Below are 23607 nucleotides of genomic sequence, written 5' to 3' on the forward strand. Positions count from 1 at the left end.
TCAGCGGTCCTCGAAGTCGGCCGGGACCATGACGCGTACGCCGTTGGGCACCACGCGGAGCCTGATCGGGGTGCGGAGCCGCACCTCGCCGTCGACGTCGGCGGCCATCGGCGGGTCGGTCTCCAGCAGCATCTCCCGCCCGGTCACGAAGGGGCCGCCGGCCAGGCTCCGCCACCGGCCCGTGGTGGCGCGGGCGAGCGTCTCGACCAGCAGCCGCAGCTTCTTGCCCGAGCCGAGCTGGTAGGCGACGAGCATGCCGTCGTCGATGCTGATGTCGCGGGCCACCTGCCAGCCGCCGTGGAAGCGGCCGTTGGCGATGTTGAGCTGGTGGGTGAGGAGCTCGTGGCGCTGCCCGTCGACCGTGATGTAGGCCCGGAACGGGCGGTGGCCGGGCAGGATCGTGAGCGCGGTCAGCGGGTAGGCGGGCCGGCCCACCCACCGCTTCAGCCACGGCCTGACCTTGCCCGCCACCTCCACCGACACCCCGAAGCTGGCCAGGTTGGCGAACGGCCGGTCGTCGGCCATGCCGAGGTCGATGTCGGCCACCTTGCCGGTGGCGAACACCCGGATCGCGCCCGAGAGGTCGAGCGGCAGGCCGAGGCTGCGGGCGAAGTTGTTGGTGGTGCCGAGCGGCAGGACGCCGAGCGCCACGTCGCGGTGGGCGACGTGGCGCACGGCGGAGGAGAGCGTGCCGTCGCCGCCGCCGACGATCAGCAGGTCGGGCCCCGTCGCCAGGGCCGTGTCGAGCAGCTCGCGCAGCCGTTTCGGGTTGTAGACGCCGATCTCGGCCAGCGGCTCGAAGCCCAGCTCGTGGACCTGCTCGATCACCTCGAAGTAGTGGCGGCGGCCGCGTCGTGAGCGAGTGTTGATCACCACTGCCACACGGCGATCCTTGAGGATCGCCGCGGTGTGCTCGGCCTTGGTGCGCAGTTCGCTCATGGTCATCAATCGTAGGTCCAGAAGCCCCTGCCTTCGCACGGCGACCGTGTGAAGACAGGGGCTCGCGACCCGCCTGATCTACTTCTTCGGCGGGGTCACCTGGACGATGGCGCCGAGGTCGCCGGGGAGCGGGCTGATCAGCTTGATCCCCACGCCCAGCGCCTTGCCCTCGTCCCCCGGGTTACCGGAGCCGAGCACGTGGCCGCCGCCGATGTCGAGGCCGTAGTACTCGGTGGCCGGGGCGCCGTCCACGTTCACCACGCGGGTGCTGTACGGCTGGTCGCCCTTGGACGGGACGACGGTGGAGGCGTCGAAGTCCCGGTAGAACAGGCCGCCGTCCTGGACCTCCAGGCCGGGGTACCAGGTCTTGGCGTCGGTGAACTCCTTGACGCCCTTCAGCCCGCCGATCTGCGTGCAGTACTCGCTGAACGGCTCGTCCGGCGCCTCCAGGCACTCCTTGAGCGGGTAGGTGTTCCTGAACGAGAACGCCGCGTTGGACGTCTGGGTGCGGCCTTCCATGTTCTTGTGCCTGGTCGGGTCCTTCGCGGCCGCCTCGCCGGTGCGGCGCAGCGGGTCGAAGTGGGAGTCGACGAGCAGCAGGGTGCCCTTGGAGCCGATGCTCGGCGCCGCCTCCAGGTTGTTCACCAGCACGTTGTTGGTGTAGGTCGAGTCGCGGTACCAGACCAGCAGGCCGGGCGCGTTGTACTTGACCTTCTCCACCTTCCACGCCCCGTCACGCGAGTACGTGGTGTCGTAGGCGTACTGCAGGCCCTTGTCGAACCCGTCGAAGTTGCGCCACTCGGCGAGGTAGAACCGCTGGATCTCGCGCTCGCCGTTGTTGATCGTCCAGCCCTGGCCGCTGGTGTTGGTGAAGGTGCCGCCGGTGGCCCGCCAGCCGTTCTCGCCGCCCTCGACGTCGTCGCTCCACACGGTGGCGCCGTCGCTGGTGAGCTCGAAGTCGTCGGCGTGCCAGCCGCGCGGGGTGAAGGCCGCGTCGGTGTTGTACGTCAGCCGCAGCTTGATCGATTGGCCGGCGAACGGGGTCAGGTCGACGTAGTCGTGCCGCCAGCCGCCGGTGTCACCGGTGATGCCGTACTTCTTGTCGCCGAAGGTGGCGAGGTTCTTGTTCGGGTCCGGGTAGTCGTCGGGCGTGGTGATCTCGTCGCCGGCCTCGTCGAAGACCTTCTGCTGGGCCCAGGTCGAGCCGCCGTCGGTGGACACCTCGACGAAGCCGAAGTCCCAGTCGGACTCGATCTCGTAGTTGTTCCACATCCAGAACCGCACGTCGGACCCGGCGGGCACGTCGATGTCGCGGCCCACCGAGACGTTCGCCCACTCCTGGTCCATGCCGGACCACCAGGCGTTGCCGCCGCTGTGCGGGTCGACCATCTTGAGCGGCTCGGAGGCCAGGTTCACCCGGACGCCGTCCTGGGTGAGCTTCGGCGTGCGGGAGGACTGGCCGACGGTGACCAGGCTCTTGCGGTCACCCGGGTCGAACACCTTCGGGTTGGCCCAGCCGAGCACCCACTTGTCCCACAGGCCCATGTGCGTGGGCATGGACTGGAAGATCGGGCCGGAGTGGGAGCCACTGGACATCAGGTCCCAGAAGTCCACCGCGGAGCTGCCCGCGCCGGAGGTGTCGTACAGGTCGGGCAGGCCGAGGTCGTGGCCGTACTCGTGGGCGAAGACGCCGACGCCGGAGTCCTCGGGCTGCACGATGTAGTTGGAGATCTTCATGTCGGTGCCGGGCACCTGGTAGCCGCCGGCGACCGCGCTGGAGTGGGCCCAGATGGCGTAGGTGCCCTCGGCGCCGCCGTCGGAGGACTTGTCCTTGCCGGCGTGGACCAGCACGAGGTGGTCGATCACGCCGTCGGGCTCGGCGAAGTTCCCGTCGCCGTCGGCGTCGGAGACGTCCTCAAGGTCGTAGTCGGCCCAGGGGAAGTCCGGCTGGGTCTGGGCCAGCACGTCGACGGCGTCGATGGCGAGCTGGCCGGCGCCGAGCGGGTTGTCGGGGTGGCCGGACATGTCCTGCGGGTTGCCGCCGCAGGCCGCGGCGCCGTACCAGGCCTCGGAGTGCGGGGCCTTGATCCAGCCGACGGCGGAGCCGGTGACGGAGTAGGCGCCCTTGGACATCTCCTCGTACATCTTCTTCAGCGTGAAGCCGGAGATGTCGATGCCTGGCCTGCCGTCGCGGGGGTCCTTCAGGTCCTTGCGTACGCGCTCGGTGATGCCCTTGTCGGTGTAGAGCATCTTGTTGAAGTGCTCGGGGCTGAAGTCCTTGACCCAGAAGGAGTTGTTGTCCTTGTTCGGCAGCGTGGCCGGGTCCGGGATGTTGTTGTGCAGGGGGCCGTTCTTGAGCGTGCCGGCCGGCTCGACGAGGCAGTCGTCGGGGGCGCTGTCGACGGTTCGCAGCCGGTTGTAACCGGAGAAGTCGTCGTCGGCGTTCTCGTTGAACTCGACCAGCAGCGTCAGCAGCTTGGCGGTCCTGGTCTGCTTGGTCTTCTTGAAGATGAAGTCGGCGGGGTTGCGGCCGGTCCTCAGGGCCTCCTGCTCGCGGGCGGCGAGCACCCGGGCGGCCGCCGGGTTGCCCAGGCTGTGCTTCTGGTCGATCTCCCGTGCCCGCGACCGTGAGCGCTTGTCACCGCCCGGCGCGCCCGGTTCCTCGGGCGTGGCCTCGTCCCTGGGCGGGGCGTAGTTGATGTAGAAGTCGGACGGACCGGGCTCGTAGCGCGCCACGGAGGACGCTTGCGCGGTGGGCGCCGTGAGGGTGGCGCCCAGCAGGGCTACTGCCGGGATCGTGGCTAAGAGGCGCGTCTTTCGGGACACCGAGTACCCCTTCTGCCCGGGGTCGCCGGGCGATGGCCGGAGGGTTTCGCAAGCCGGACGGTAGACCCCGGATAAACTCGGCGTAAAGTCGCGGGTCGAAATATCACGAAACCAGGACATTCACCACAGCAGCCATGCCGCGACGGCGGCACCCCCCAGTGCCCCGCCGTAACACACCACGGCGATCGGCAGATCGAACCGGGCCAGGCCCAGCAGTTCCTCGCTGGTGTGGCGGATCCGGTGCGCGGCGTGGAAGAGGCAGAGCGCCACGACCGCCACCAGCGCCACCCGCACCGGCAGAGGTTCGAGCGCGCCCGCGAGGTGCGCGGCGGACGGCCAGTCGAGCACGCCCAGCGGCATGAGCACGCCGAACAGCAGCACGAGCACCGGCAGCAGCAGCGCGGCGACCACGCCTCCGCCGCTGAAGAGCAGCCACAGGTACGGTTCCAGCACGCGTCTCATGGCGACCTCAGCACGACGTACGCGACGACCGCGGAGACCAGCAGCCAGGCCGAGTGGTTGCCGCCCTGGATCATCCAGGCGGGCACCCGCCAGCCGTCCAGCCGCACCACCGTGGCCTTGGGCGCGAGGTTGAGGAAGGTGATCGCGTGGAAGCAGGTCGCGGCCAGCGCCACCACGTTGACCGCGATCATCCACGGTTGCCCGGCGAGCGCGACGAAGCCCGCGTACCCGCCGCCGGTCAGGGCGGCGATCATCAGCAGCAGGTACGCGACCGTCCAGGCCACGAACACGCTGGTCAGCTCCCGGAGCACGAAGATCGTGTAGCGCCGCGAGCGGGCGAACCAGAGCCGGTCGCGGCCGCGTACGTAGGGCGCGGTCATCGACGGCTCCACGGCAGCACCGAGCGGAGCGCGGCGGTCAGCTTGTAGCGCTGGATGGCCTCGGCCGGGTCGACGTGCTTGGGGCAGGCGTTCGTGCACTCGCCGACGAACGTGCACCCCCAGACGGCGTCCTCCTGGCTCAGCACGTCGAACCGGTCGTCCATGTCGCGCGAGTCCAGGTTGTAGCGCTGCGCCAGCGCGATCGCCGCGGGCCCGAGGAAGTCCGGGTCGAGCACGTACACCGGGCAGGCCGAGTAGCAGAGCATGCAGTTGATGCACATGCTGTACTGCTTGTAGGCGTCGAGCTGCGCCGGGGTCTGCGCGTACTCGGCGGTCAGCGGCAGCTCCTCGCCCTCCCTGACCAGCCACGGCCGCACCGACGACAGCTTGGCCAGGAAGTCCTCGATGTCCACCACCAGGTCCCTGATGACCGGGAACCCCTTGAGCGGCTCGATCCTGACCGGTCCGTCCCCGTACTCGGTGAGGAAGGTCCCGCAGGTCAGCCGGGGTTCGCCGTTGACGGTCATGCCGCACGACCCGCAGATGCCCATCCGGCACGACCAGCGGAACGACAGCGTGCCGTCCAGCCGGTCCTTGACGTAGGTGAGCCCGTCGAGCACCGCCCAGTCGGGCATGAGCGGCACCTCGTACGACGCGAACACGGGCTCGGCGTCCTGCCCGGGGCGGTACCGGGCGACCTCCAGCCGGATCGACTCAGTCACGGCCATAGACCCTTTCCCCTGGGGGCCAGCGGGTGATGGTGACGGGCAGCAGCCCCACCGAGGGGGTGCCGTCGGGGGCGCGGTGGACCAGCGAGTGCGCCAGGAAGGCGCCGTCGTCCCTGACGGGGAAGTCGGTGCGCTGGTGGGCCCCGCGCGACTCCTGCCGGTTCAGCGCGCAGGCCACGATGGTCCGCGCGACGTCGAGCATGGCCCGCAGCTCCAGCAGGTTGATCATCTCGGTGTTGAAGACGGCGCTGGTGTCGTCGGCCCGCGCCTTCAGGGCCCGCTCGCACAGCTCGGCGAGGGTGTCGGCGGCCTTGGCCAGCACGTCGCCGCCGCGGTAGATGCCGGCCGCGCCCTCCAGCGTGTGCTGCATCTCCTCGCGCAGGACGGCGACGCGCTCGCCGTTCGCGCGGCCCTCGCGGGCGCGGGTCAGCCGCCGCCGCTCGTCGTCGCCCTGGCTGCGCACCGCGGGCGGCTCGCCCTCGCGGTGGGTACGGGCGAACTCGGCGGCGGCGGTCCCGGCCCGCCTGCCGAAGACGAGGATCTCCGGCAGCGAGTTGGAGCCGAGCCGGTTGGCGCCGTTGATGCTCACGCAGGCCGTCTCCCCCGCCGCGTACAACCCCGCGACCGGGGTGGCCCCGTCGAGGTCGGTGTGCACGCCGCCCATCATGTAGTGCACGACGGGACGGACCGGGATGAGGTCGGTGGCCGGGTCGAGGTTCTGGTAGCTGCGGCAGAGCTCGCGCACGAACGGGATGCGGGCGTCGATCTTGTCCTCGCCGAGGTGGCGCAGGTCTAGGTAGACGACGGGCCCGTACGGGGTGTCGGCCGTGCGCCCTTTGCGCTGCTCGTGGACGAACGCCTGGGAGAGCCGGTCGCGCGGGCCCAGCTCCATGCTGCGCAGCTTCGGGGCGGGGGTGGGCCGGCCCAGGTCGTAGTCCTGCAGGTAGCGGTAGCCGTCCTTGTTGATCAGCCAGCCGCCCTCGGCCCTGGCCGCCTCGGTGATGAGGATGCCGGTGAACGGCAGCCCGGTGGGGTGGTACTGGACGAACTCCATGTCCTTCAGCGGCGCGCCCGCCCGGTAGGCCAGCGCCATGCCGTCGCCGGTCTTGATGGTCGCGTTGGTGGTGAACGGGAAGGCCCGGCCGCAGCCGCCGGTGGCCAGGATCACGGTCCTGGCGGGGATCGCCTCGACGCGGCCGGTCCTCATCTCGACGGCGACCACGCCGTGCACCCGGCCGTCGTCGACGATGAGCTGGGTGACGTACCACTCGTCGTATCGCACGATGTCGGGATATTTCAGGGTGGTCTGGAAGAGCGTGTGCAGCAGGTGGAAGCCCGTCTTGTCGGCCGCGTACCAGGTGCGCTGCCGTTTCATGCCGCCGAACGGGCGCACCGCGACCCGCCCGTCGGGCTCCCTGCTCCACGGGCAGCCCCAGTGTTCCAGCTGGATGAGCTCGCGGGGCGCCTCGGCCACGAACGCCTCCACCGCGTCCTGGTCGCACAGCCAGTCGCCGCCGGAGATCGTGTCGTAGCAGTGCTCGTCCAGGCTGTCGCCGGCGCCGATCACCGCGGCGGCGCCGCCCTCGGCGGAGACCGTGTGGCTGCGCATCGGATACACCTTGGACAGCACGGCCACGGTCAGGGACGGGTCGGTCTCGGCGACCGCGAGCGCGGCGCGCAGGCCGGCCCCGCCGCCCCCGACGATGAGCACGTCGATCATGCGATCAGCTCCCGCGGTCGGGCTGGATCGGGTCCTTCACCCGCCTGCCGTCGTGGCGGACGGCGGACAGGTGGATGCTGCCGTCGTGGTACTCGTGCCGGATCCGGCGGCAGCCGCAGTCGAAGAACTGGTCGCGGATGACGAGGCCGTAGCCGTCGTCGTCGACGAGGCGTTCGCCTCCCGACTTCCTCCCGCAGGGGGCCGTCTCGGGGGTGAAGGGGATCTTGGTGCCGGTCATCGCCGATCTCCTTAGACAGGCGACTGAATGGGCGGATCGTCACATCAACAGAAGCACCGCGACCTCTCGGGGGAAAGGTCTCACTTTGTTTCGCGGCGCTTGAGCGCGGCCTGCTGGGCCTCCTTCAGCTCCGGCTTGTCGTCGGGCGGGTAGTGCAGGTCGAAGGCGGGCCGTTCGGAGCGGATCGGCGGCATGAAGGAGAAGTTGTGCCGGGGCGGCGGGCAGCTCGTGGCCCACTCCAGGGAGCCGGCGAACCCCCACGGGTCGTCGACGGTGACCTTGGGCGCCCGTCTGGCCGTCCTCCAGACGTTGTAGAGGAACGGCAGCGTCGAGGCGCCGAGCAGGAACGCCCCCGCCGAGGAGATCTCGTTGAGCAGGGTGAACCCGTCGCCGGGCGAGTAGTCGGCGTAGCGGCGCGGGAACCCGAGCATGCCCAGCCAGTGCTGCACCAGGAAGGTGGTGTGGAAGCCGATGAACAGCGTCCAGAAGTGGAGCTGGCCCAGCCGGTCGTCCAGCATCCGGCCGGTCATCTTGGGCCACCAGAAGTAGAACCCGGCGAACATGGCGAACACGACCGTGCCGAACACCACGTAGTGGAAGTGGGCCACCACGAAGTAGGAGTCGGTGACCTGGAAGTCGAGCGGCGGCGAGCCCAGGATGACGCCGGTGAGCCCGCCGAGCAGGAAGGTGACGAGGAACCCGATGGCGAACATCATCGGCGCCTCGAAGGACAGGTGTCCCCGCCACATGGTGCCGATCCAGTTGAAGAACTTCACCCCGGTCGGCACCGCGATGAGGAAGGTCATGAACGAGAAGAACGGCAGCAGCACCTGCCCGGTGGGGAACATGTGGTGCGCCCAGACGGTCATGGACAGCCCGGCGATGGCGATGGTCGCGCCGACCAGCCCGATGTAGCCGAAGATCGGCTTGCGCGAGAAAACGGGGATGACCTCGGTGATGATGCCGAAGAACGGCAGCGCGATGATGTAGACCTCGGGGTGCCCGAAGAACCAGAAGAGGTGCTGGTAGAGGATCGGCCCGCCGTTGGACGGGTCGAACACCTGGGTGCCCAGCCGCCGGTCCGACTCCAGCACCAGCAGCGCGGCGGCCAGCACGGGGAACGCCATCAGCACGAGCATGCTGGTCAGCAGCACGTTCCAGGTGAAGATCGGCATCCGGAACATGGTCATGCCGGGCGCCCGCATGCCGATGATCGTGGTGATGAAGTTGACCGCGCCGAGGATCGTGCCGAGTCCGGCGAGGGCCAGCCCCATGATCCACAGGTCGCCGCCGACGCCGGGCGAGTAGGTGGCCGACGACAGCGGCGTGTAGGCGAACCAGCCGAAGCTCGCCGCCCCGCCCGGGGTGAAGAAGCCGGCCACCGCGATCAGGCCGCCGAACAGGAACAGCCAGAAGCTGACCGCGTTGAGCCGCGGGAAGGCCACGTCGGGCGCGCCGATCTGCAACGGCATGACCGCGTTGGCGAACCCGGCGAACAGCGGGGTGGCGAACAGCAGCAGCATGATCGTGCCGTGCATGGTGAACATCTGGTTGTAGGTCTCGGCGTCGACGACCTGCAGTCCCGGCGCCGCCAGCTCGGCCCGGATGATCATCGCCATGACCCCGCCGATCAGGAAGAACCCGAACGAGGAGATCAGATACAGGTAGCCGATCACCTTGTGATCGGTGGTCGACAGCCAGGACGCGATGACCGTCCCGGTGCGCCGTCGCCTGACCTGTTCGATCGAGGTCTCGCGAACGGTGGTCACGGCTGCTCCCTCCAGTAGAGGTGGCGTGCCTACCCATTCCACGCCAACGATCGACGTGCGTGAAGGAGTTTTTCGAAGATTGCCGATATGTCCCCTTCTCGGATGGCGGACGCGGGCCAGGACCGGCCCCAGGATCTTCTATCCTTCGTGTCAACCCGATCGGAGGAGAGATTTCGTGACCGCTTCGCGTGACTACGCCGCCCTCGCCCAGCGTGGGCTCTCGCTCGACCTCACCAGGGGGAAGCCGTCGCCGCGTCAGCTCGACCTCTCCAACGACATGCTGAGGCTGCCGGAGTCCTACCACGCGGCCGACGGCACCGACGCCCGCAACTACGGCGACCTGCAGGGCCTGCCCGAGCTGCGCGAGCTGTTCGGCCCGCTGCTGCAGGTGCCGCCGGCGCAGGTCGTGGTGGGCGGCAACGCCAGCCTCGCGCTCATGCACGACACGGTCGTGCACGCGCTGCTCGGCAAGGTGCCGGGCGCCGAGCGGCGGTGGGTGGAGGAGCCGGAGATCACCTTCCTGTGCCCGGTGCCCGGCTACGACCGCCACTTCACGATCTGCGAGCGGCTCGGCATCACGATGGTGGCCGTCCCGATGGGCCCTGACGGCCCCGACATGGACGTCGTCGAGCGGCTCGTGGCGAGCGACCCGAAGGTCAAGGGCATGTGGTGCGTGCCCAAGTACAGCAACCCGTCCGGCGTCGTCTACAGCGACGAGACCGTGCGCCGGCTCGCCGCCATGCCGGCGGCCGCCCCCGACTTCCGGATCTTCTGGGACAACGCCTACGCCGTCCACCACCTCACCGACACCCCGGCCGAGCTGGCCGACCTGCTCGCGCTCTGCGCCGCCCACGGCAACCCCGACCGGGCCCTCGTGTACGGCTCCACCTCCAAGGTGACGCTGGCCGGCGCGGGCGTGTCGTTCTTCGGCTCGTCCCCGGCGAACGTGGAGTGGTTCCTGGCCAACACCCGCAAGCAGTCCATCGGGCCCGACAAGCTCAACCAGCTGCGCCACGTCGAGTTCCTGCGCGACGCCGACGGGGTGGCCGCCCACATGCGCCGCCACGCCGAGCTGATCGCGCCCAAGTTCGAGCTGGTCGACCGGGTGCTGACCAAGGAGCTCGGCGGCCTCGCCACCTGGACCAGCCCGCGGGGCGGCTACTTCATCAGCCTGGAGGTGCCGCACGCCGCCGAGGTGGTGGCCAGGGCCAAGGCGGCGGGCATCGCGCTCACGCCCGCCGGGGCCACCCACCCGTACGGCGAGGACCCGGACGACCGCGTGATCCGGATCGCCCCCACCTACCCCGAGCTGGACGAGCTGGAGCAGGCCATCCTCGGCCTGACCGTGTGCGTGCGGCTGGTGGCGGAAGAGCGCGCCTGATCAGAGCTTCCCGGCGGGGGGCCGGAAGCCGAAGATGTACTGACGCGTCTCGTGCGGGTGGAAGGTGACGTCGACCCCGGGCTCGAAGGCGACGTTGTCGCGGGAGCAGTAGCAGAGGCTCTCCCAGACGGCGTACGCCTTCTCCCGGGCGGGCCCCTCGGCCTCGTCGCGCTTGCGCGCCCCGTACGCGCCGAGCACGAGCAGCAGCCCGACCCCCCAGAACACGCCGGTCAGGCAGAACGGCGCGAGCAGCACCTCCGCCCAGCCGGAGAACTTGCCCATCGCGATCACCAGCGACACGACCAGGTGCAGCAGGGCCGCCACGCCGAGCAGGACGTACCCCTGGTTCCTGGTCCAGGGCGTGTAGTGGCGGCTGGGGAACGACAACCAGACCGCGAGCTGCGTACGGCTCATCTGGTGTTTGGACGCGCCCAGCGCGGCTCGCGAGGGCAGGTCGGCGACCTCACGATCGCCGGGCAGCCTGACCCGCCCGATCCGATACGTCGTGCCCGCCGCCACGACCCCCGGCACCGCGATGACCTGATCTACCAGCCCGCATGCCGGACACTTCACTTCCACCCGCCGCAGTCTCTCCGTAAAACGACACTCCATGCAAACCGTAAGGTTCTTCATGTGAGACCCATTGACGCCCTGGTGAGTTCCCTGCCCGACGGCCGGGTCGTGACCGACCCCGACGTGATCGACTCCTACGCCCGCGACCGCACGTTCGTGGAGCCCGGCAAACCGCTCGCCGCGGTGCTGGCCGGCTCGCGCGACGACGTGGTGGCCACGCTGCGCTGGGCGAGCGAGCACCGGGTGCCGGTCGTGCCGCGCGGCGCGGGCACCGGGCTCGCCGGCGGCGCGACCGCGGGCGACGGCGCGGTCATCCTCTCCCTGGCCAGGATGGACCAGATCAGGGAGCTCGCTCCCGCCGACGAGATCGCCGTGGCCGAGCCCGGCGTGATCACCGCCGACCTCGACCGGGCCGCCAGGCAGCACGGGCTGATGTACGCGCCGGACCCTTCCTCGTACGAGATCTCCACGATCGGCGGCAACCTGGCGACGAACGCGGGCGGGCTGCGCTGCGTCAAGTACGGCGTCACCCGCGACTCGGCGCTCGGGCTGGAGGTGGTGCTGGCCGACGGGCGGATCCTGAACACCGGGCGGCGCACCATGAAGGGCGTCACCGGCTACGACCTGACCGGCCTGTTCGTCGGCTCCGAGGGCACGCTGGGCGTGATCACCGCCGCCACCGTGCGGCTGCGGCCGGTCCCGGCGGCTCCGGCGACGTTCGCGGCCGAGTTCGGCTCGCTGCGCGACGCGGGCGCGGCGGTGTCGGCGATCATGGCGGCGGGGTGCCAGCCGTCGCTGATGGAGCTGCTCGACCGGGCCACGCTGGAGGCCATCGACGACTGGCGCAACATCGGCCTGGAGGCGGGCACGATGGCCATGCTCATCGGCCAGTCCGACGCCTCCGACGGCCAGGCCGCCGCCGCCCGCATGGAGCGGCTCTGCCTCGACAACGGCGCCACGTTCGTGGCCGTCTCCTCCAGCCCGCAGGAGACCGAGGAACTGATCGGGCTGCGCCGGATGGCCTACCAGGCCAAGGAGCGGCTCGGCGCGTGCCTGGTCGAGGACGTGTGCGTGCCCCGCTCGGTGCTGCCCGACATGATCGGCGCGATCGAGGCCGCCGCCGCCCGGCACGGCGTGCGCATCTGCACCGTCGCGCACGCCGGCGACGGCAACCTGCACCCGGTGTTCGTCTTCGAGCACGGTACGAGCGAGCCGCCGCCCGAGGTGTGGGCCGCGGCGGACGAGGTGTTCACGCGGGCCCTGGAGCTGGGCGGCACGCTCACCGGCGAGCACGGGGTCGGCGTGCTCAAGCGGCGCTGGCTGGCGTTGGAGACGGGGCCGGTGGCGCGGGAGGTGCAGCACGGCATCAAGGCCGTCTTCGACCCGCTGAACATCCTCAACCCGGGCAAGGCGATCTGACCGGTGGCCGGTTGTTCACCAAGACGTGACCTCGGCCGCGAATCCCGTAACGACCTGCGTGAAAACGCTGACACGCGAGCGTCAGACAGAGAAGATATTCCAGGTAGCGACTCATACCAATAGTCACGCTGGTAGCGTTTTGCCCCAGCGATCGTTCTGTATGGGGGTCCGGGGTGAGTCAGTTCCAGCCGTTGATGGCGGACGACCCGCAACGGCTGGGCGCGTTCGAGATCGTCGCCCGGCTAGGCGAGGGTGGCCAGGGGGTGGTCTACCTTGGCCGGACGGCGTCCGGCGAGCAGGTCGCCGTCAAGCTTCTGCACAATGCCCTGGCGGCCGACCCGGAAGCCAGGAGCCGCTTCCTGCGCGAGGTGGCGGTGGCCCAGCGGGTCGCCCGGTTCTGCACCGCGCCGGTGCTCCACGCCGACCTGGAGGGCAGCCGGCCGTACATCGTCAGCGAGTTCGTGCAGGGGCCGTCGCTGCGTGAGCTGGTGATCAACGAGGGCCCGCGCCGGGGGGCGGCGCTCGAACGGCTCGCGATCAGCACCGCGACCGCCCTGGCGGCCATCCACCGGGCGGGCATCCTGCACCGCGACTTCAAGCCCGCCAACGTGCTCATGGGTCCCGAAGGGCCCGTGGTGATCGACTTCGGCATCGCCCGCGCCCTCGACGCGCCCGGCGCGACCGCGACCGGCATGGCCATGGGCACCCCGTCCTATCTCGCGCCCGAGCAGCTCACCGGCACCGCGCCGGTGTCGGAGGCGGCGGACGTGTTCGCGTGGGGCGTCACCATGGTGTACGCCGCCACCGGCAAGCCGGCCTTCGGCGCCGACTCGATCCCGGTGGTGATGAACCGCATCCTCCACCAGGAGCCGCAGCTCGGCGGCATGGAGGGGCGGCTGGCCGAACTGGTGGCGCTCTGCCTGTCGAAGGACCCCGGCCAGCGGCCGTCGGCCGACCGGCTGATCGTCGAGCTGACGGGCCAGCCGGCGCCCAACGCGGCCATCGAACCGGTCTCGGGCCCCCAGGCCCAGCGCCCCTACGAGCCCGCCCCGTACCCCTCCCCCGAAGGAGCCACCCCCTTCGGCGCGGGCCCCTCCGAGGGCCTTGGAACGCGGCAGCCCCCCGCACACCCAGGCCACGCGGCAGCAGCCCACCTGGCCGCCCATCCCGGCACGAACCAACCCGGACCGGGCCAACCTGGGTCGGGCCACCTGGCCGCCCAGCCCGGAGCGGGCCAGCCGGGCGCCCAGCCCGGAGCGGGCCAGCCGGGCGCCCAGCCTGGGACAGGCCAGCCGGGCGCTCAGCCTGGCACGGGATACCCGGCCGGTCAGCCCGGGACGGGCCAGCCGGGCGTGCAGCCCGGACCTGGCGGTCCGCAGAATCCGTGGATGCCTGGGGCCGCGGCCGACGCCATGCCGCACACGGGCGCGTACGGCCCGCCCGGAGGCGCGCCCGAGACCACCGGCGGCGGCGCTCCCGGCGGGCACCCGGCGATGCACGGGTCGCCCGGCATGGGCGCGCAGCCTCCGTTCCCGGGCGCGCAGCATCCCGGCCAGGCGGGACCCGCCGCCCACGGCCAGGGCGGCCCCGGACACGCCGGTCCCGTCGCGCAAGGCGGACCGGGATCCGCGGGCCAGGGCGGACCGGGGCACCCGGGATCCGCGGGCCAAGGTGGACCGGGGCAGGGCGGGCCTTTCGGCCCCGGTCAGCAAGGCCCCGGGCAGCAAGGCCCCGGTCAGCAAGGTCCTGGGCGGGCGCCGCGTGAGCCGATGTCCAAGCAGCGGCGGTCGCTCACGTTCGCGCTCTCCGGAGCCGCGGCCGCGGCGCTGCTCGTGGTGGTCGGCGCCGTCGTGGTGCAGGCCAACGCCAAGTCCACGCCCGTGATGAACGTGGACAACGCCACCGCCTCCACCGCCCCCGCGTCCCAGCCCCCGCCCACCCCGGACACGTACTCCCCGGTCCCCACCCCGGACCTGGAGGAGCCGAAGCCGACCAAGACCCGGAAGAAGAAGACCGACGAGGCCACCGCCAGGCCCGACACGATCACGGTCCCCACCACCCGCCCGACGACCACCAAGCCGTCACCGTCGCCGTCGCCCACGAAAAAGAAGAAGAAGCGGAACACCCTCGTCGAGCCGGACCTGGAGCCGACGACGCAGCCCACGAGCGGCGGCGAGCAGACGGACCTGCCGACCAAGCCGCGACCCAAGCCGCTGGTCAAGAACACCACGAACGTGGTCGCCCTCTGCGGCACCGGCTACAAGGTGATCAACCAGCGCAAGCTCGCCGACAAGTCCGGCCGGGACACCGCCATGATCTACCTGCTCTACCACACCGGCCAGGGCAAGAACTGCGTGGTGACCAAGTCGCTCTACGTGCACACCGACAAGGTCGCGATGAGCGCCCACCTCCAGGTCAAGGGCGGCGCGCAGGCCGACGACCCGGGCCGCTTCACCCGGCACGCCGGCCCGATCCGGCTGGCCGCCAAGAAGAAGTGCGTCATCTGGGGCGGCACCTTCGAGGGCGTGAGCTGGAAGTCCGGCTGGAGCCACTGCGGCTGAGCCGCGAGCCTCGCGGGCCGCGCTCCCTCAGGGAGTGCGGCCCTTCTCATGCGGGCAGGATGGCGCTACCGTTCCTGACGTGATCGTCAAGTCTCTGACCCAGCGGGGGAAGCGGACCCGCGCCGCTCTCCTGACGGCGGGGCGGGACGCGTTCGAGGAGTGCGGGTACGACGGGGTACGGGTCGACGACGTGTGCGCGCGGGCCGGGGTCTCCCATGGCACGTTCTACACGTACTTCGACTCCAAGGAGGCGCTGTTCGCCGAGGTCGCGGAGGCGGTGGTGGGCGAGATGTTCGCGGCGAACGTGGTCGGCCCGTCCGCGCCCGCCGACCCGTACGCGCGGATAGCCGCCGCGAACCGGCTCTACCTGCGGGCCTGGTCGGCGAACTCGCGCCTGGTGCGGATGCTGGAGCACGCGGCCACCGTCGACGACCGGTTCGGCGGCCTGCTGCTGGAGCTGCGCGAGGTGTTCGTACGGCGCGGTGAGGAGGGGCTGCGGCGGCTGCAGCAGCAGGGCCTGGCCGACGCGTCGCTCGACCCCAGGCTGACGGCGATCATGCTGGGCGGCATGGTGGAGCAGTTCGCGCACGTCTGGCTGGACCTCGGCGAGCGGGCGAGCGAGGAGGCCGCCGTGGACCATCTCACGCGGCTGTGGGCGCGGGCCATCGGGCTGACGCCGCCGTCAGGTTCCGGGGAGGAAGCGTGATCATCAGCAGGCTCGACCCCGGCGCGGACGACTACGCGCGCCGCCGCGAGGCGATGCTCGCCAAGCTGGCGGAGCTGGACGCCGAGCACGCCAAGGCGGTCGCGGGCGGCGGCGCCAAGTACGTCGAGCGCCACCGCCGGCGCGGCAAGCTGCTCGCCCGCGAGCGGATCGAGCTGCTCGTCGACCCGGACTCGCCGTTCCTGGAGCTGTCGCCGCTGGCCGCCTGGGGCAGCGACTTCCCGGTGGGGGCGAGCGTGGTGACCGGCATCGGGGTGATCGAGGGCGTCGAGTGCCTGATCAGCGCGAACGACCCGACGGTCAGGGGCGGCGCGTCCAACCCGTGGACGCTGCGCAAGACGCTGCGGGCCGCCGACATCGCCTTCGAGAACCGCCTGCCGTACGTGAACCTCGTGGAGAGCGGCGGCGCCGACCTGCCGACCCAGAAGGAGATCTTCATCCCGGGCGGCCGGATCTTCCGCGACCTGACGCGGCTGTCGGCCGCCGGGATCCCGACGATCGCGCTGGTGTTCGGCAACTCCACGGCCGGCGGCGCGTACGTCCCGGGGATGAGCGACTACACGGTGATGGTGCGCGAGCGGGCCAAGGTGTTCCTGGGCGGGCCGCCGCTGGTGAAGATGGCGACCGGCGAGGAGTCCGACGACGAGTCGCTGGGCGGGGCCGAGATGCACGCCCGGGTGAGCGGCCTGGCCGACTACCTCGCCGCCGACGAGCACGACGCGCTGCGCATCGGCCGCCGCGTCGTCGGCTCGCTCCACTGGCGCAAGCAGGGCGCCGAACCGTACCCCGTGCGGGAGCCCGCGTACCCGGCGGAGGAGCTGCTGGGGATCGTGCCGGAGGACCTGAAGGTGCCGTTCGACCCGCGCGAGGTGATCGCCCGGGTGGTCGACGGCAGCGCGTTCGAGGAGTTCAAGCCGCTGTACGGGGCGTCGCTGGTGACGGGCTGGGCCCGGCTGCACGGCTATCCGGTGGGCATTCTGGCCAACGCCCGCGGGGTGCTGTTCAGCGAGGAGGCGCAGAAGGCCACCCAGTTCATCCAGCTCGCCAACCAGACCCGCACCCCGCTGGTCTTCCTGCAGAACACCACCGGCTACATGGTCGGCAAGGAGTACGAGCAGGGCGGCATCATCAAGCACGGCGCGATGATGATCAACGCGGTGTCCAACTCGACCGTGCCGCACCTGACCGTGGTCATGGGCGCCTCGTACGGGGCGGGCAACTACGGCATGTGCGGTCGCGCGTACGGGCCCAGGTTCCTGTTCAGCTGGCCGAGCGCGAAGTCGGCGGTGATGGGGCCGGCGCAGCTCGCCGGGGTGCTGTCGATCGTCGGCCGCGCCGCGGCCGGGGCGCGCGGCCAGGTGTACGACGAGGAGGCCGACGCGGCGATGCGGGCGATGGTGGAGGCGCAGGTGGAGGCCGAGTCGCTGCCGTTCTTCCTGTCGGGCCGGCTCTACGACGACGGGGTGATCGACCCGCGCGACACCCGGACGGTCCTCGGCCTGTGCCTGTCGGCGGTCAACAGCGCGCCGGTGCCGGAGCCGGCCGGGTTCGGGGTGTTCCGGCCATGATCAGACGTCTGCTGGTGGCGAACCGGGGCGAGATCGCCCGCCGCGTCTTCCGTACCTGCCGTGAGCTGGGCGTCGAGACCGTGGCGCTCTACTCCGACGCGGACGCGGACGCGCCGCACGTGGCGGAGGCCGATCTCGCGGTGCGGCTGAGCGGGGTGAAGCCCGCCGGGACGTATCTGGCGATCGACCGGGTGATCGAGGCGTGCCGGGTGTCGGGGGCGGACGCGGTCCATCCCGGATACGGGTTCCTGTCGGAGAACGCGGCCTTCGCCCGTGCCGTGCTGGACGCGGGCCTGACCTGGGTCGGGCCGCCGCCGGACGCCATCGCGGCGATGGGCTCGAAGACCGGGGCCAAGCGGCTGATGGCGGAGGCCGGGGTGCCGGTGCTGCCGACGCTCGACCCGGCCGCGCCCGGGGAGTTCCCGGTGCTGGTGAAGGCGTCGGCGGGCGGCGGCGGGCGCGGCATGCGGGTGGTGCGCGACCCCGCGGACCTGGTTCGGCAGGTGGAGTCGGCGCGGCGGGAGGCGGAGGCGGCGTTCGGCGACGGCGGCGTGTTCGTCGAGCCGCTGCTGGAGCGGGCCAGGCACGTCGAGGTGCAGGTGCTGGCCGACGGCCACGGCACCGTGTGGGCGCTGGGCGAGCGGGAGTGCAGCGTCCAGCGCAGGCACCAGAAGGTCGTCGAGGAGTGCCCGTCGCCGGCGGTGACGCCGGAGCTGCGGGCCCGGCTGGCGGACGCGGCCGTGCGCGCCGCCCGCGCCATCGGGTACACCGGGGCGGGGACGGTCGAGTTCCTGGTCGCGGGCGAGCGGGTGGCGTTCCTGGAGGTGAACACCCGGCTGCAGGTCGAGCATCCGGTGACCGAGCTGGTCTACGGGGTCGACCTGGTCCGCCTGCAACTGGAGGTGGCCGAGGGCGCCCGCCTGCCGGAGGCGCCGCCCGAGCCGCGCGGGCACGCGGTGGAGGCCCGGCTGTACGCCGAGGACCTCGCGTACCTGCCGCAGTCGGGGGTGCTGCACCGGTTCGAGGTGACCGGCGTGGTGCGGGTGGACGCGGGGGTGGAGAGCGGGTCGGTGGTGTCCCCGCACTACGACCCCATGCTGGCCAAGATCGTCGGGTACGGGGCGACGCGCGGCGAGGCGGTGCGCAAGCTGGCCTCCGCCCTGCGGGGCGCCCGCCTCCACGGGGTCACCACCAACCGGGACATGCTCCTCCAAATCCTGAAAAATCCTGCTTTCGAGCGAGGCGACACCCACACCGGCTTCCTCGACGAGCATCCGCCCGTGCCTCCCCCGCCTCCCGGCGCCCGGGAGGCGCTGGCCGCCGCCCTGGCCATGGCCCGCGCCGGCCGCGACCGCGCCCCGGTCCTGCGCAGCCTTCCCTCCGGCTGGCGCAACGTCCGCTCGCAGCCTCGTACGGCCCGCTTCGAGGAGACCGAGGCCACCTACGACCCCCTCCCGCCCGGCACCGCCGTGGTCGCGGTGAGCCCTCTGCCCGCTGTCCGGACCGGCTCCGACGGCGGGGCGTATCGAGTGGTCCTGGAGACGGACGGGGTGCGGCGGGCGTTCGAGGTGTGCTGGTACGGGGACGGGAAGGTCTACGCCGACGGGCCGGAGGGCGCCGCCGTGCTGACGCCCGTGCCACGCCTGCCGGAGCCGGTGGAGCACGTCGCCCCGGGCTCGCTGCTGGCCCCGATGCCGGGCAGCGTGCTGCGGGTGGAGGTGGAGCCGGGTGACCGGGTGGCGAAGGGCGCCCCGATCCTGGTGCTCGAAGCGATGAAAATGGAACACGCGGTCACCGCCCCCGCGGCGGGCGTGGTCGCGACCGTGCACGTGGAGAAGGGCCGGCAGGTCGACGCGGGCGCCGTGCTGGCGGTGATCAGGGAGAGTGACGATGACGGAGCTGGTGCACAGCGACCTTGAGCACGGGGTCGCGACCGTGACCCTGGACTCGCCGAAGAACCGCAACGCGTTGTCCACCAGGCTGCTGGGCGACCTGGAGTCCCACCTGAAGCAGGCGATCGCCGACGACGCGGCGCGGGTGATCGTGCTGACGGGCACGGGTCCGGTGTTCTGCTCGGGCGCGGACCTGAAGGAGCAGCGCGACCCGGCCGCCGCGCCGGTGACCACGTCGCTGCCGGACATCCTGACCATGATCTGGCACAGCCCGAAGCCGGTGGTCTGCCGCCTCAACGGCACCGCCCGCGCGGGCGGCATCGGCCTGGTGACGGCGTGCGACGTCGCGATCGCGCCCGACACGGCGTCGTTCGCGTTCTCGGAGGTGCGGCTCGGCGTGGTGCCCGCCATGATCGCGGTGCCGGTGCTGCGCAAGGTGAACCCGCGGGCGGCGTCGGAGTACCTCTTGACCGGCGAGGTGTTCGACGCGGCCAGGGCCGTGGAGATCGGCCTGCTCAACCGGGCGGTGCCCGAGGCGGAGCTGGACGCGACCGTGCGCCACTACACCGGCATGCTGGTCAAGGGCGGTCCCGAGTCTCTGGCGATCACCAAGATGCTGCTCTGCGAGCTGCCGGGGGTGTCGTTCGAGGAGGGCGTGCGCCGGATGGCCGCCCTGTCGGCCGAGCGGTTCACCTCCGAGGAGGGGCAGGAGGGCATCGCCGCCTTCATGGACAAGCGCCCGCCCCGCTGGGTCCCGTGAGTCACCCGGTGGACCGCGCCGTGCTCCGGGTGGCCAACTGCAGCGGCTTCTACGGCGACCGGCTGTCGGCGGCCCGCGAGATGGTCGAGGGCGGCCCGATCGACGTGCTCACCGGCGACTGGCTGGCCGAGCTGACCATGCTCATCCTGGCCGGCAACCGGCTCAAGGGCCGGCCCGGCTACGCGCCGACGTTCCTGCGTCAGCTGGAGGACGTCCTCGGCACCTGCCTGAAGCGCGGCATCAAGATCGTGTCCAACGCGGGCGGCCTCGACCCGGCGGGCTGCGCCGACGCCGTGCGCGAGCTCGCCGCCAGGCTCGGCCTCTCCCCCAGGGTCGCGCACGTCACCGGCGACGATCTCACCGGCCGCGACCTGGACCTGGTCAACGCCGACACCGGCGAGCGGCTGACGGCCACCCCGCTCACGGCCAACGCCTACCTGGGCGGCCGGCCGATCGCCGCCGCCCTGTCGGCGGGCGCCGACGTCGTGGTGACCGGCCGCGTCACGGACGCGGCCCTGGTGACGGGTCCGGGCATCTGGCGGTACGGGTGGGGGCCCGCCGATCTCGACCCGCTGGCGGGATCGGTGGTCGCCGGCCACATCATCGAGTGCGGCTGCCAGGCGACGGGCGGCAACTACGCGTTCTTCCAGGACGTCCCTGACCTGGCCCGCTGCGGCTTCCCGATCGCCGAGCTGCACGCCGACGGCTCGTGCGTGATCACCAAGCACCCCGGCACGGGCGGGCTGGTCTCGGTGGGCACGGTCACGGCGCAGCTGCTGTACGAGATCGCGGGCCCGCGCTACCCCGGCCCCGACGTGGTGGCCCGGTTCGACACCGTCGCCCTGTCGTCCGACGGCCCCGACCGGGTCCGCGTCACGGGCGCCCGCGGCGAGCCGCCGCCTGACACGCTCAAGGTCGCGGTCAACTACCTGGCCGGTTACCGCAACACGATGACCCTCGTGCTCACCGGGCTCGACATCGAGGACAAGGCCCGGGTGGCGGAGGAGACGATCTGGGCGCGGATCCCGAAGGACTCCTTCGACCAGGTGGACGTCACGCTCACCGGCCACGGCCTGCTCAGGATCACGGTCATGGACGCCGACCAGCGCAAGGCGGGCCGGGCGTTCTCCTCCGCCGTGGTGGAGACGGGGCTCGCCGGCTACCCCGGCTTCTACGGTCTCACCCCTCCAGGCCCGGCGTCCCCGTACGGCGTCTACTGGCCGGTCCTGGTGCCGGCGTCGGAGGTCCGCCCGGAGGTGTACGTGGACGGCGAGCGGGTCCCGCTGGACGCCCCCGAGGACGTCGGCGAGCCCACGGACGCGCCGCCGCCACCCCGGGAGCCGGAGACGCCCGAACGTCTGGAAGGCGGGGCGAGTGTGCGGATGCCGCTGGGGCGGATCGCCGGGGCGCGGTCGGGTGACAAGGGCGGCAACGCCAACCTGGGCGTGTGGACCACCACTCCCGAGCGCTACGCCTGGCTGGCCGCCCAGCTCACCACCGAGCGCCTGAAGTCCCTGCTGCCCGAGCTGGCCCCGTACCGAGTCGACCGCCACGCGCTGCCCAACCTCAACGCGCTGAACTTCGTGATCCACGGGCTGCTCGGCCGCGGCGTGGCCGCCAGCCCGCGCATGGACCCCCAGGCCAAGGCGCTCGGCGAGGAGCTGCGTGCCTGCCCGGTGGAGGTGCCCGCGCGCCTCGTGTAAACCATTTGAGCCGGTATGTCCCCGTACACGAGGATGACCGGCATGCCGATGCGCCGATTGACCCTCGACGACCTGGACGACTGCGGCCGGTTGGCCGAGGACCGCGGCTGGCTGCCGGAGCGGCACAAGTGGACGCTGCTGTTCGAGGTCGGCGAGGTGTACGGGATCGACGCGCCCGACGGCGACGGCCTGGCCTCCACGACCGTCCTGACCCGTTACGGCGACGGCCACGCGGTCGTCAGCATGGTGCTCACCGCCGCCAGGTACGCCCGCAAGGGGATGGCCCGCGGGCTGATGGAGCACGTGCTCGCGCGGGCGGGCGACCGCGTCGTGTCGCTGCACGCCACCGAGTACGGCAGACCGCTGTACGAGAGCCTAGGGTTCCGCACGGCCGGCCGGGTGGCCAAGCGCACCGGCGTCTTCCGCGGCGCGCCCTCGGGCCGCACCCGGGTCGCCACGGAGGCGGATCTCGGCGCGATCCTGGCGCTGGACGCGGAGGTGTTCGGCACGGACCGGTCGGCGCTGCTGCGCCGCATGGACGGGTTCGGGGAGCGGGTCCGGGTGGCCGAGGGCGGGTTCGGCCACTGCTGGCGCAACGACGACAACGTGGTGATCGGCCCGGTCGTGGCCCGCGACGAGGAGACCGCCCGCGCCCTGATCGGCGACCTGGCCCTGGACGCGGGCGGCGAGGTGCGGATGGACCTCGACCTGGCACAGGACGGCCTGACGCGGTGGGCCGGCGAGCACGGCGTCGGCGCTCCGTGGGAGGTGTCGCTGATGGTGCGGGGCGGCGACCTGCCCGGCGACCGGTCGCGGCAGTTCCTGCCGTTCATGCAAGCGCTCGGCTGACTCCGCAGCGTTAGGATGAGGCGTTCCAGAATGTGATTCGGGTCGAAAGGCGGCCATGTCCTCCACCCATATCGACGTCAGCGCCGTCGACCTCGATGAGCTCGGCGCCTGGATGGACGAGCAGGGCCTGCCCGGAGGCCCGATCACGGCGGTCGCGCCGGTCTCCGGCGGCACCCAGAACGTGATGGTCCGCTTCGAGCGCGGCGGGGTCCCGTACATCCTGCGCAGGCCGCCGCAGCACGCGCGGGCCAAGAGCAACGAGGTGCTGCGGCGCGAGGCCCGCGTGCTGGCCGCGCTGCGCGACACGCCGGTCGCGGCGCCCCGGCTGGTGGCCGCGCAGACCGTGCGGGAGCCGGTCTTCTACCTGATGGAGCCGGTCGACGGGTTCAACCCCTCGACCGGGCTGCCGGAGCCGCACGCGAGCGACGCCGCCATCCGCCACCGGATGGCGCTGGAGGCGGCCTCGGCGCTGGCCGAGCTGGGCCGGGTGGACCCGGGCCTGCTGCCGGGCTTCGGCCGGCCTGAAGGGTTCCTGGAGCGCCAGGTGCCGCGCTGGATGCGCGAGCTCGACTCCTACGGCGAGCTCGCCGGCTATCCGGGGCCGGACATCCCCGGCCTGGAGGAGACGGCGCGCTGGCTTGAGAGCAACCGGCCCGCCTCGTTCCGGCCGGGGATCATGCACGGCGACTTCCACTTCGCGAACCTGATGTTCGCGCCCGACGGCCCGCGCGTGGCGGCCATCGTCGACTGGGAGATGTGCACGATCGGCGATCCGCTGCTCGACCTCGGGTGGCTGGTGGCGATGTGGCCGATGGCCGACGGCTACGTCCCCGGACTGGCCTCGCCGCGCGAGATCGTCGACTGCTACGCGGCGCTGTCCGACCGCGATCTGTCCGCCATCGACTGGTACGCGGTCATGGCGTGCTTCAAGCTGGGCATCGTGCTCGAAGGCACCCATGCGAGGGCATTCGCCGGGAAAGCCCCCAAGGACATCGGTGACCTGCTGCACGCCGCCACACTCGACCTCTTCGCCCGTGCAGGGCACATCATGCGCAACTCTCTCGAATCACCCACATAACATCCAATATCCTGATTTTCCCGAAAAACGATCACAG

The 23607-nt window shown here is 71.6% G+C and carries 19 protein-coding genes; 10 read left to right on the top strand and 9 right to left on the bottom strand.

What is annotated here, in order from left to right; translation table 11 throughout:
* From ACIBF7_RS16510 to ctaD, 8 genes are all read right to left on the bottom strand, one after another.
* Positions 1-939 (bottom strand): diacylglycerol kinase family protein, encoded by a 939-nt coding sequence (locus ACIBF7_RS16510; protein WP_148030588.1) that lies wholly within the window; start codon positions 937-939, stop codon positions 1-3.
* Positions 940-1017: 78 nt separating this feature from the next.
* Positions 1018-3765: an immune inhibitor A domain-containing protein gene (locus ACIBF7_RS16515; RefSeq protein ID WP_271278300.1), complete on the bottom strand. Its 2748-nt coding sequence runs from the start codon at positions 3763-3765 to the stop codon at positions 1018-1020.
* A 120-nt stretch (positions 3766-3885) separates the two neighbouring features.
* The gene (locus tag ACIBF7_RS16520) at positions 3886-4227 is read right to left on the bottom strand and encodes a hypothetical protein (protein ID WP_219545417.1); all 342 of its coding nucleotides are present in this window, start codon (positions 4225-4227) and stop codon (positions 3886-3888) included.
* Positions 4224-4607 (bottom strand): hypothetical protein, encoded by a 384-nt coding sequence (locus tag ACIBF7_RS16525; RefSeq protein WP_271278301.1) that lies wholly within the window; start codon positions 4605-4607, stop codon positions 4224-4226. Before ACIBF7_RS16525 ends, ACIBF7_RS16520 begins: the two co-directional genes overlap by 4 nt.
* A complete protein-coding gene (gene sdhB, locus ACIBF7_RS16530) occupies positions 4604-5329 on the bottom strand; it encodes a succinate dehydrogenase iron-sulfur subunit (RefSeq protein ID WP_148030584.1) in 726 nt (241 codons plus the stop codon). Before sdhB ends, ACIBF7_RS16525 begins: the two co-directional genes overlap by 4 nt.
* Positions 5322-7055: a fumarate reductase (quinol) flavoprotein subunit gene (gene frdA, locus ACIBF7_RS16535; RefSeq protein WP_397197479.1), complete on the bottom strand. Its 1734-nt coding sequence runs from the start codon at positions 7053-7055 to the stop codon at positions 5322-5324. The genes sdhB and frdA overlap by 8 nt, the downstream gene beginning before the upstream one ends.
* A 4-nt stretch (positions 7056-7059) precedes the next feature.
* The gene (locus ACIBF7_RS16540) at positions 7060-7293 is read right to left on the bottom strand and encodes a hypothetical protein (RefSeq protein ID WP_271278303.1); all 234 of its coding nucleotides are present in this window, start codon (positions 7291-7293) and stop codon (positions 7060-7062) included.
* Positions 7294-7373: 80 nt separating this feature from the next.
* Positions 7374-9062, bottom strand: a complete 1689-nt coding sequence (ctaD, locus tag ACIBF7_RS16545; RefSeq protein WP_271278304.1) for a cytochrome c oxidase subunit I — start codon at positions 9060-9062, stop codon at positions 7374-7376.
* 175 nt (positions 9063-9237) lie between these two features.
* Between ctaD and ACIBF7_RS16550 the strand changes: the two genes are divergently transcribed.
* Positions 9238-10443 (top strand): aminotransferase class I/II-fold pyridoxal phosphate-dependent enzyme, encoded by a 1206-nt coding sequence (locus ACIBF7_RS16550; protein WP_271278305.1) that lies wholly within the window; start codon positions 9238-9240, stop codon positions 10441-10443.
* Here the strand turns inward: ACIBF7_RS16550 and ACIBF7_RS16555 are convergent, their stop codons facing one another.
* Positions 10444-11022: a hypothetical protein gene (locus ACIBF7_RS16555; protein ID WP_148030579.1), complete on the bottom strand. Its 579-nt coding sequence runs from the start codon at positions 11020-11022 to the stop codon at positions 10444-10446.
* Between the two features lie 54 nt (positions 11023-11076).
* On the opposite strand from ACIBF7_RS16555, the gene ACIBF7_RS16560 reads away from it, so the two are divergent.
* From ACIBF7_RS16560 to ACIBF7_RS16600, 9 genes are all read left to right on the top strand, one after another.
* Positions 11077-12435 (top strand): FAD-linked oxidase C-terminal domain-containing protein, encoded by a 1359-nt coding sequence (locus tag ACIBF7_RS16560; RefSeq protein WP_364232506.1) that lies wholly within the window; start codon positions 11077-11079, stop codon positions 12433-12435.
* 173 nt (positions 12436-12608) lie between these two features.
* The gene (locus ACIBF7_RS16565; protein WP_397197480.1) at positions 12609-14996 is read left to right on the top strand and encodes a protein kinase; all 2388 of its coding nucleotides are present in this window, start codon (positions 12609-12611) and stop codon (positions 14994-14996) included.
* Positions 14997-15075: 79 nt separating this feature from the next.
* Positions 15076-15702, top strand: coding sequence for a TetR/AcrR family transcriptional regulator (locus ACIBF7_RS16570; protein WP_187281064.1), 627 nt, complete (start codon positions 15076-15078; stop codon positions 15700-15702).
* A 53-nt stretch (positions 15703-15755) separates the two neighbouring features.
* A complete protein-coding gene (locus ACIBF7_RS16575) occupies positions 15756-17288 on the top strand; it encodes a carboxyl transferase domain-containing protein (protein WP_364232647.1) in 1533 nt (510 codons plus the stop codon).
* Positions 17285-19207: a biotin carboxylase N-terminal domain-containing protein gene (locus ACIBF7_RS16580; RefSeq protein ID WP_397197481.1), complete on the top strand. Its 1923-nt coding sequence runs from the start codon at positions 17285-17287 to the stop codon at positions 19205-19207. The genes ACIBF7_RS16575 and ACIBF7_RS16580 overlap by 4 nt, the downstream gene beginning before the upstream one ends.
* Positions 19179-19940, top strand: coding sequence for an enoyl-CoA hydratase/isomerase family protein (locus ACIBF7_RS16585; protein WP_271278309.1), 762 nt, complete (start codon positions 19179-19181; stop codon positions 19938-19940). The genes ACIBF7_RS16580 and ACIBF7_RS16585 overlap by 29 nt, the downstream gene beginning before the upstream one ends.
* Complete coding sequence (locus ACIBF7_RS16590; protein ID WP_271278310.1) at positions 19937-21643, top strand: acyclic terpene utilization AtuA family protein; 1707 nt, start codon at positions 19937-19939, stop codon at positions 21641-21643. The genes ACIBF7_RS16585 and ACIBF7_RS16590 overlap by 4 nt, the downstream gene beginning before the upstream one ends.
* 42 nt (positions 21644-21685) lie before the next feature.
* Positions 21686-22492 (top strand): GNAT family N-acetyltransferase, encoded by an 807-nt coding sequence (locus ACIBF7_RS16595; protein ID WP_271278311.1) that lies wholly within the window; start codon positions 21686-21688, stop codon positions 22490-22492.
* 55 nt (positions 22493-22547) lie between these two features.
* Entirely contained in the window at positions 22548-23570 is a 1023-nt protein-coding gene (locus tag ACIBF7_RS16600) for a phosphotransferase family protein (protein WP_271278312.1), read from the top strand.
* Positions 23571-23607 lie beyond the last annotated feature (37 nt).

This window comes from Nonomuraea sp. NPDC050478, from assembly GCF_044458265.1.
GTDB classification, from domain to species: Bacteria; Actinomycetota; Actinomycetes; order Streptosporangiales; family Streptosporangiaceae; genus Nonomuraea; species Nonomuraea ferruginea.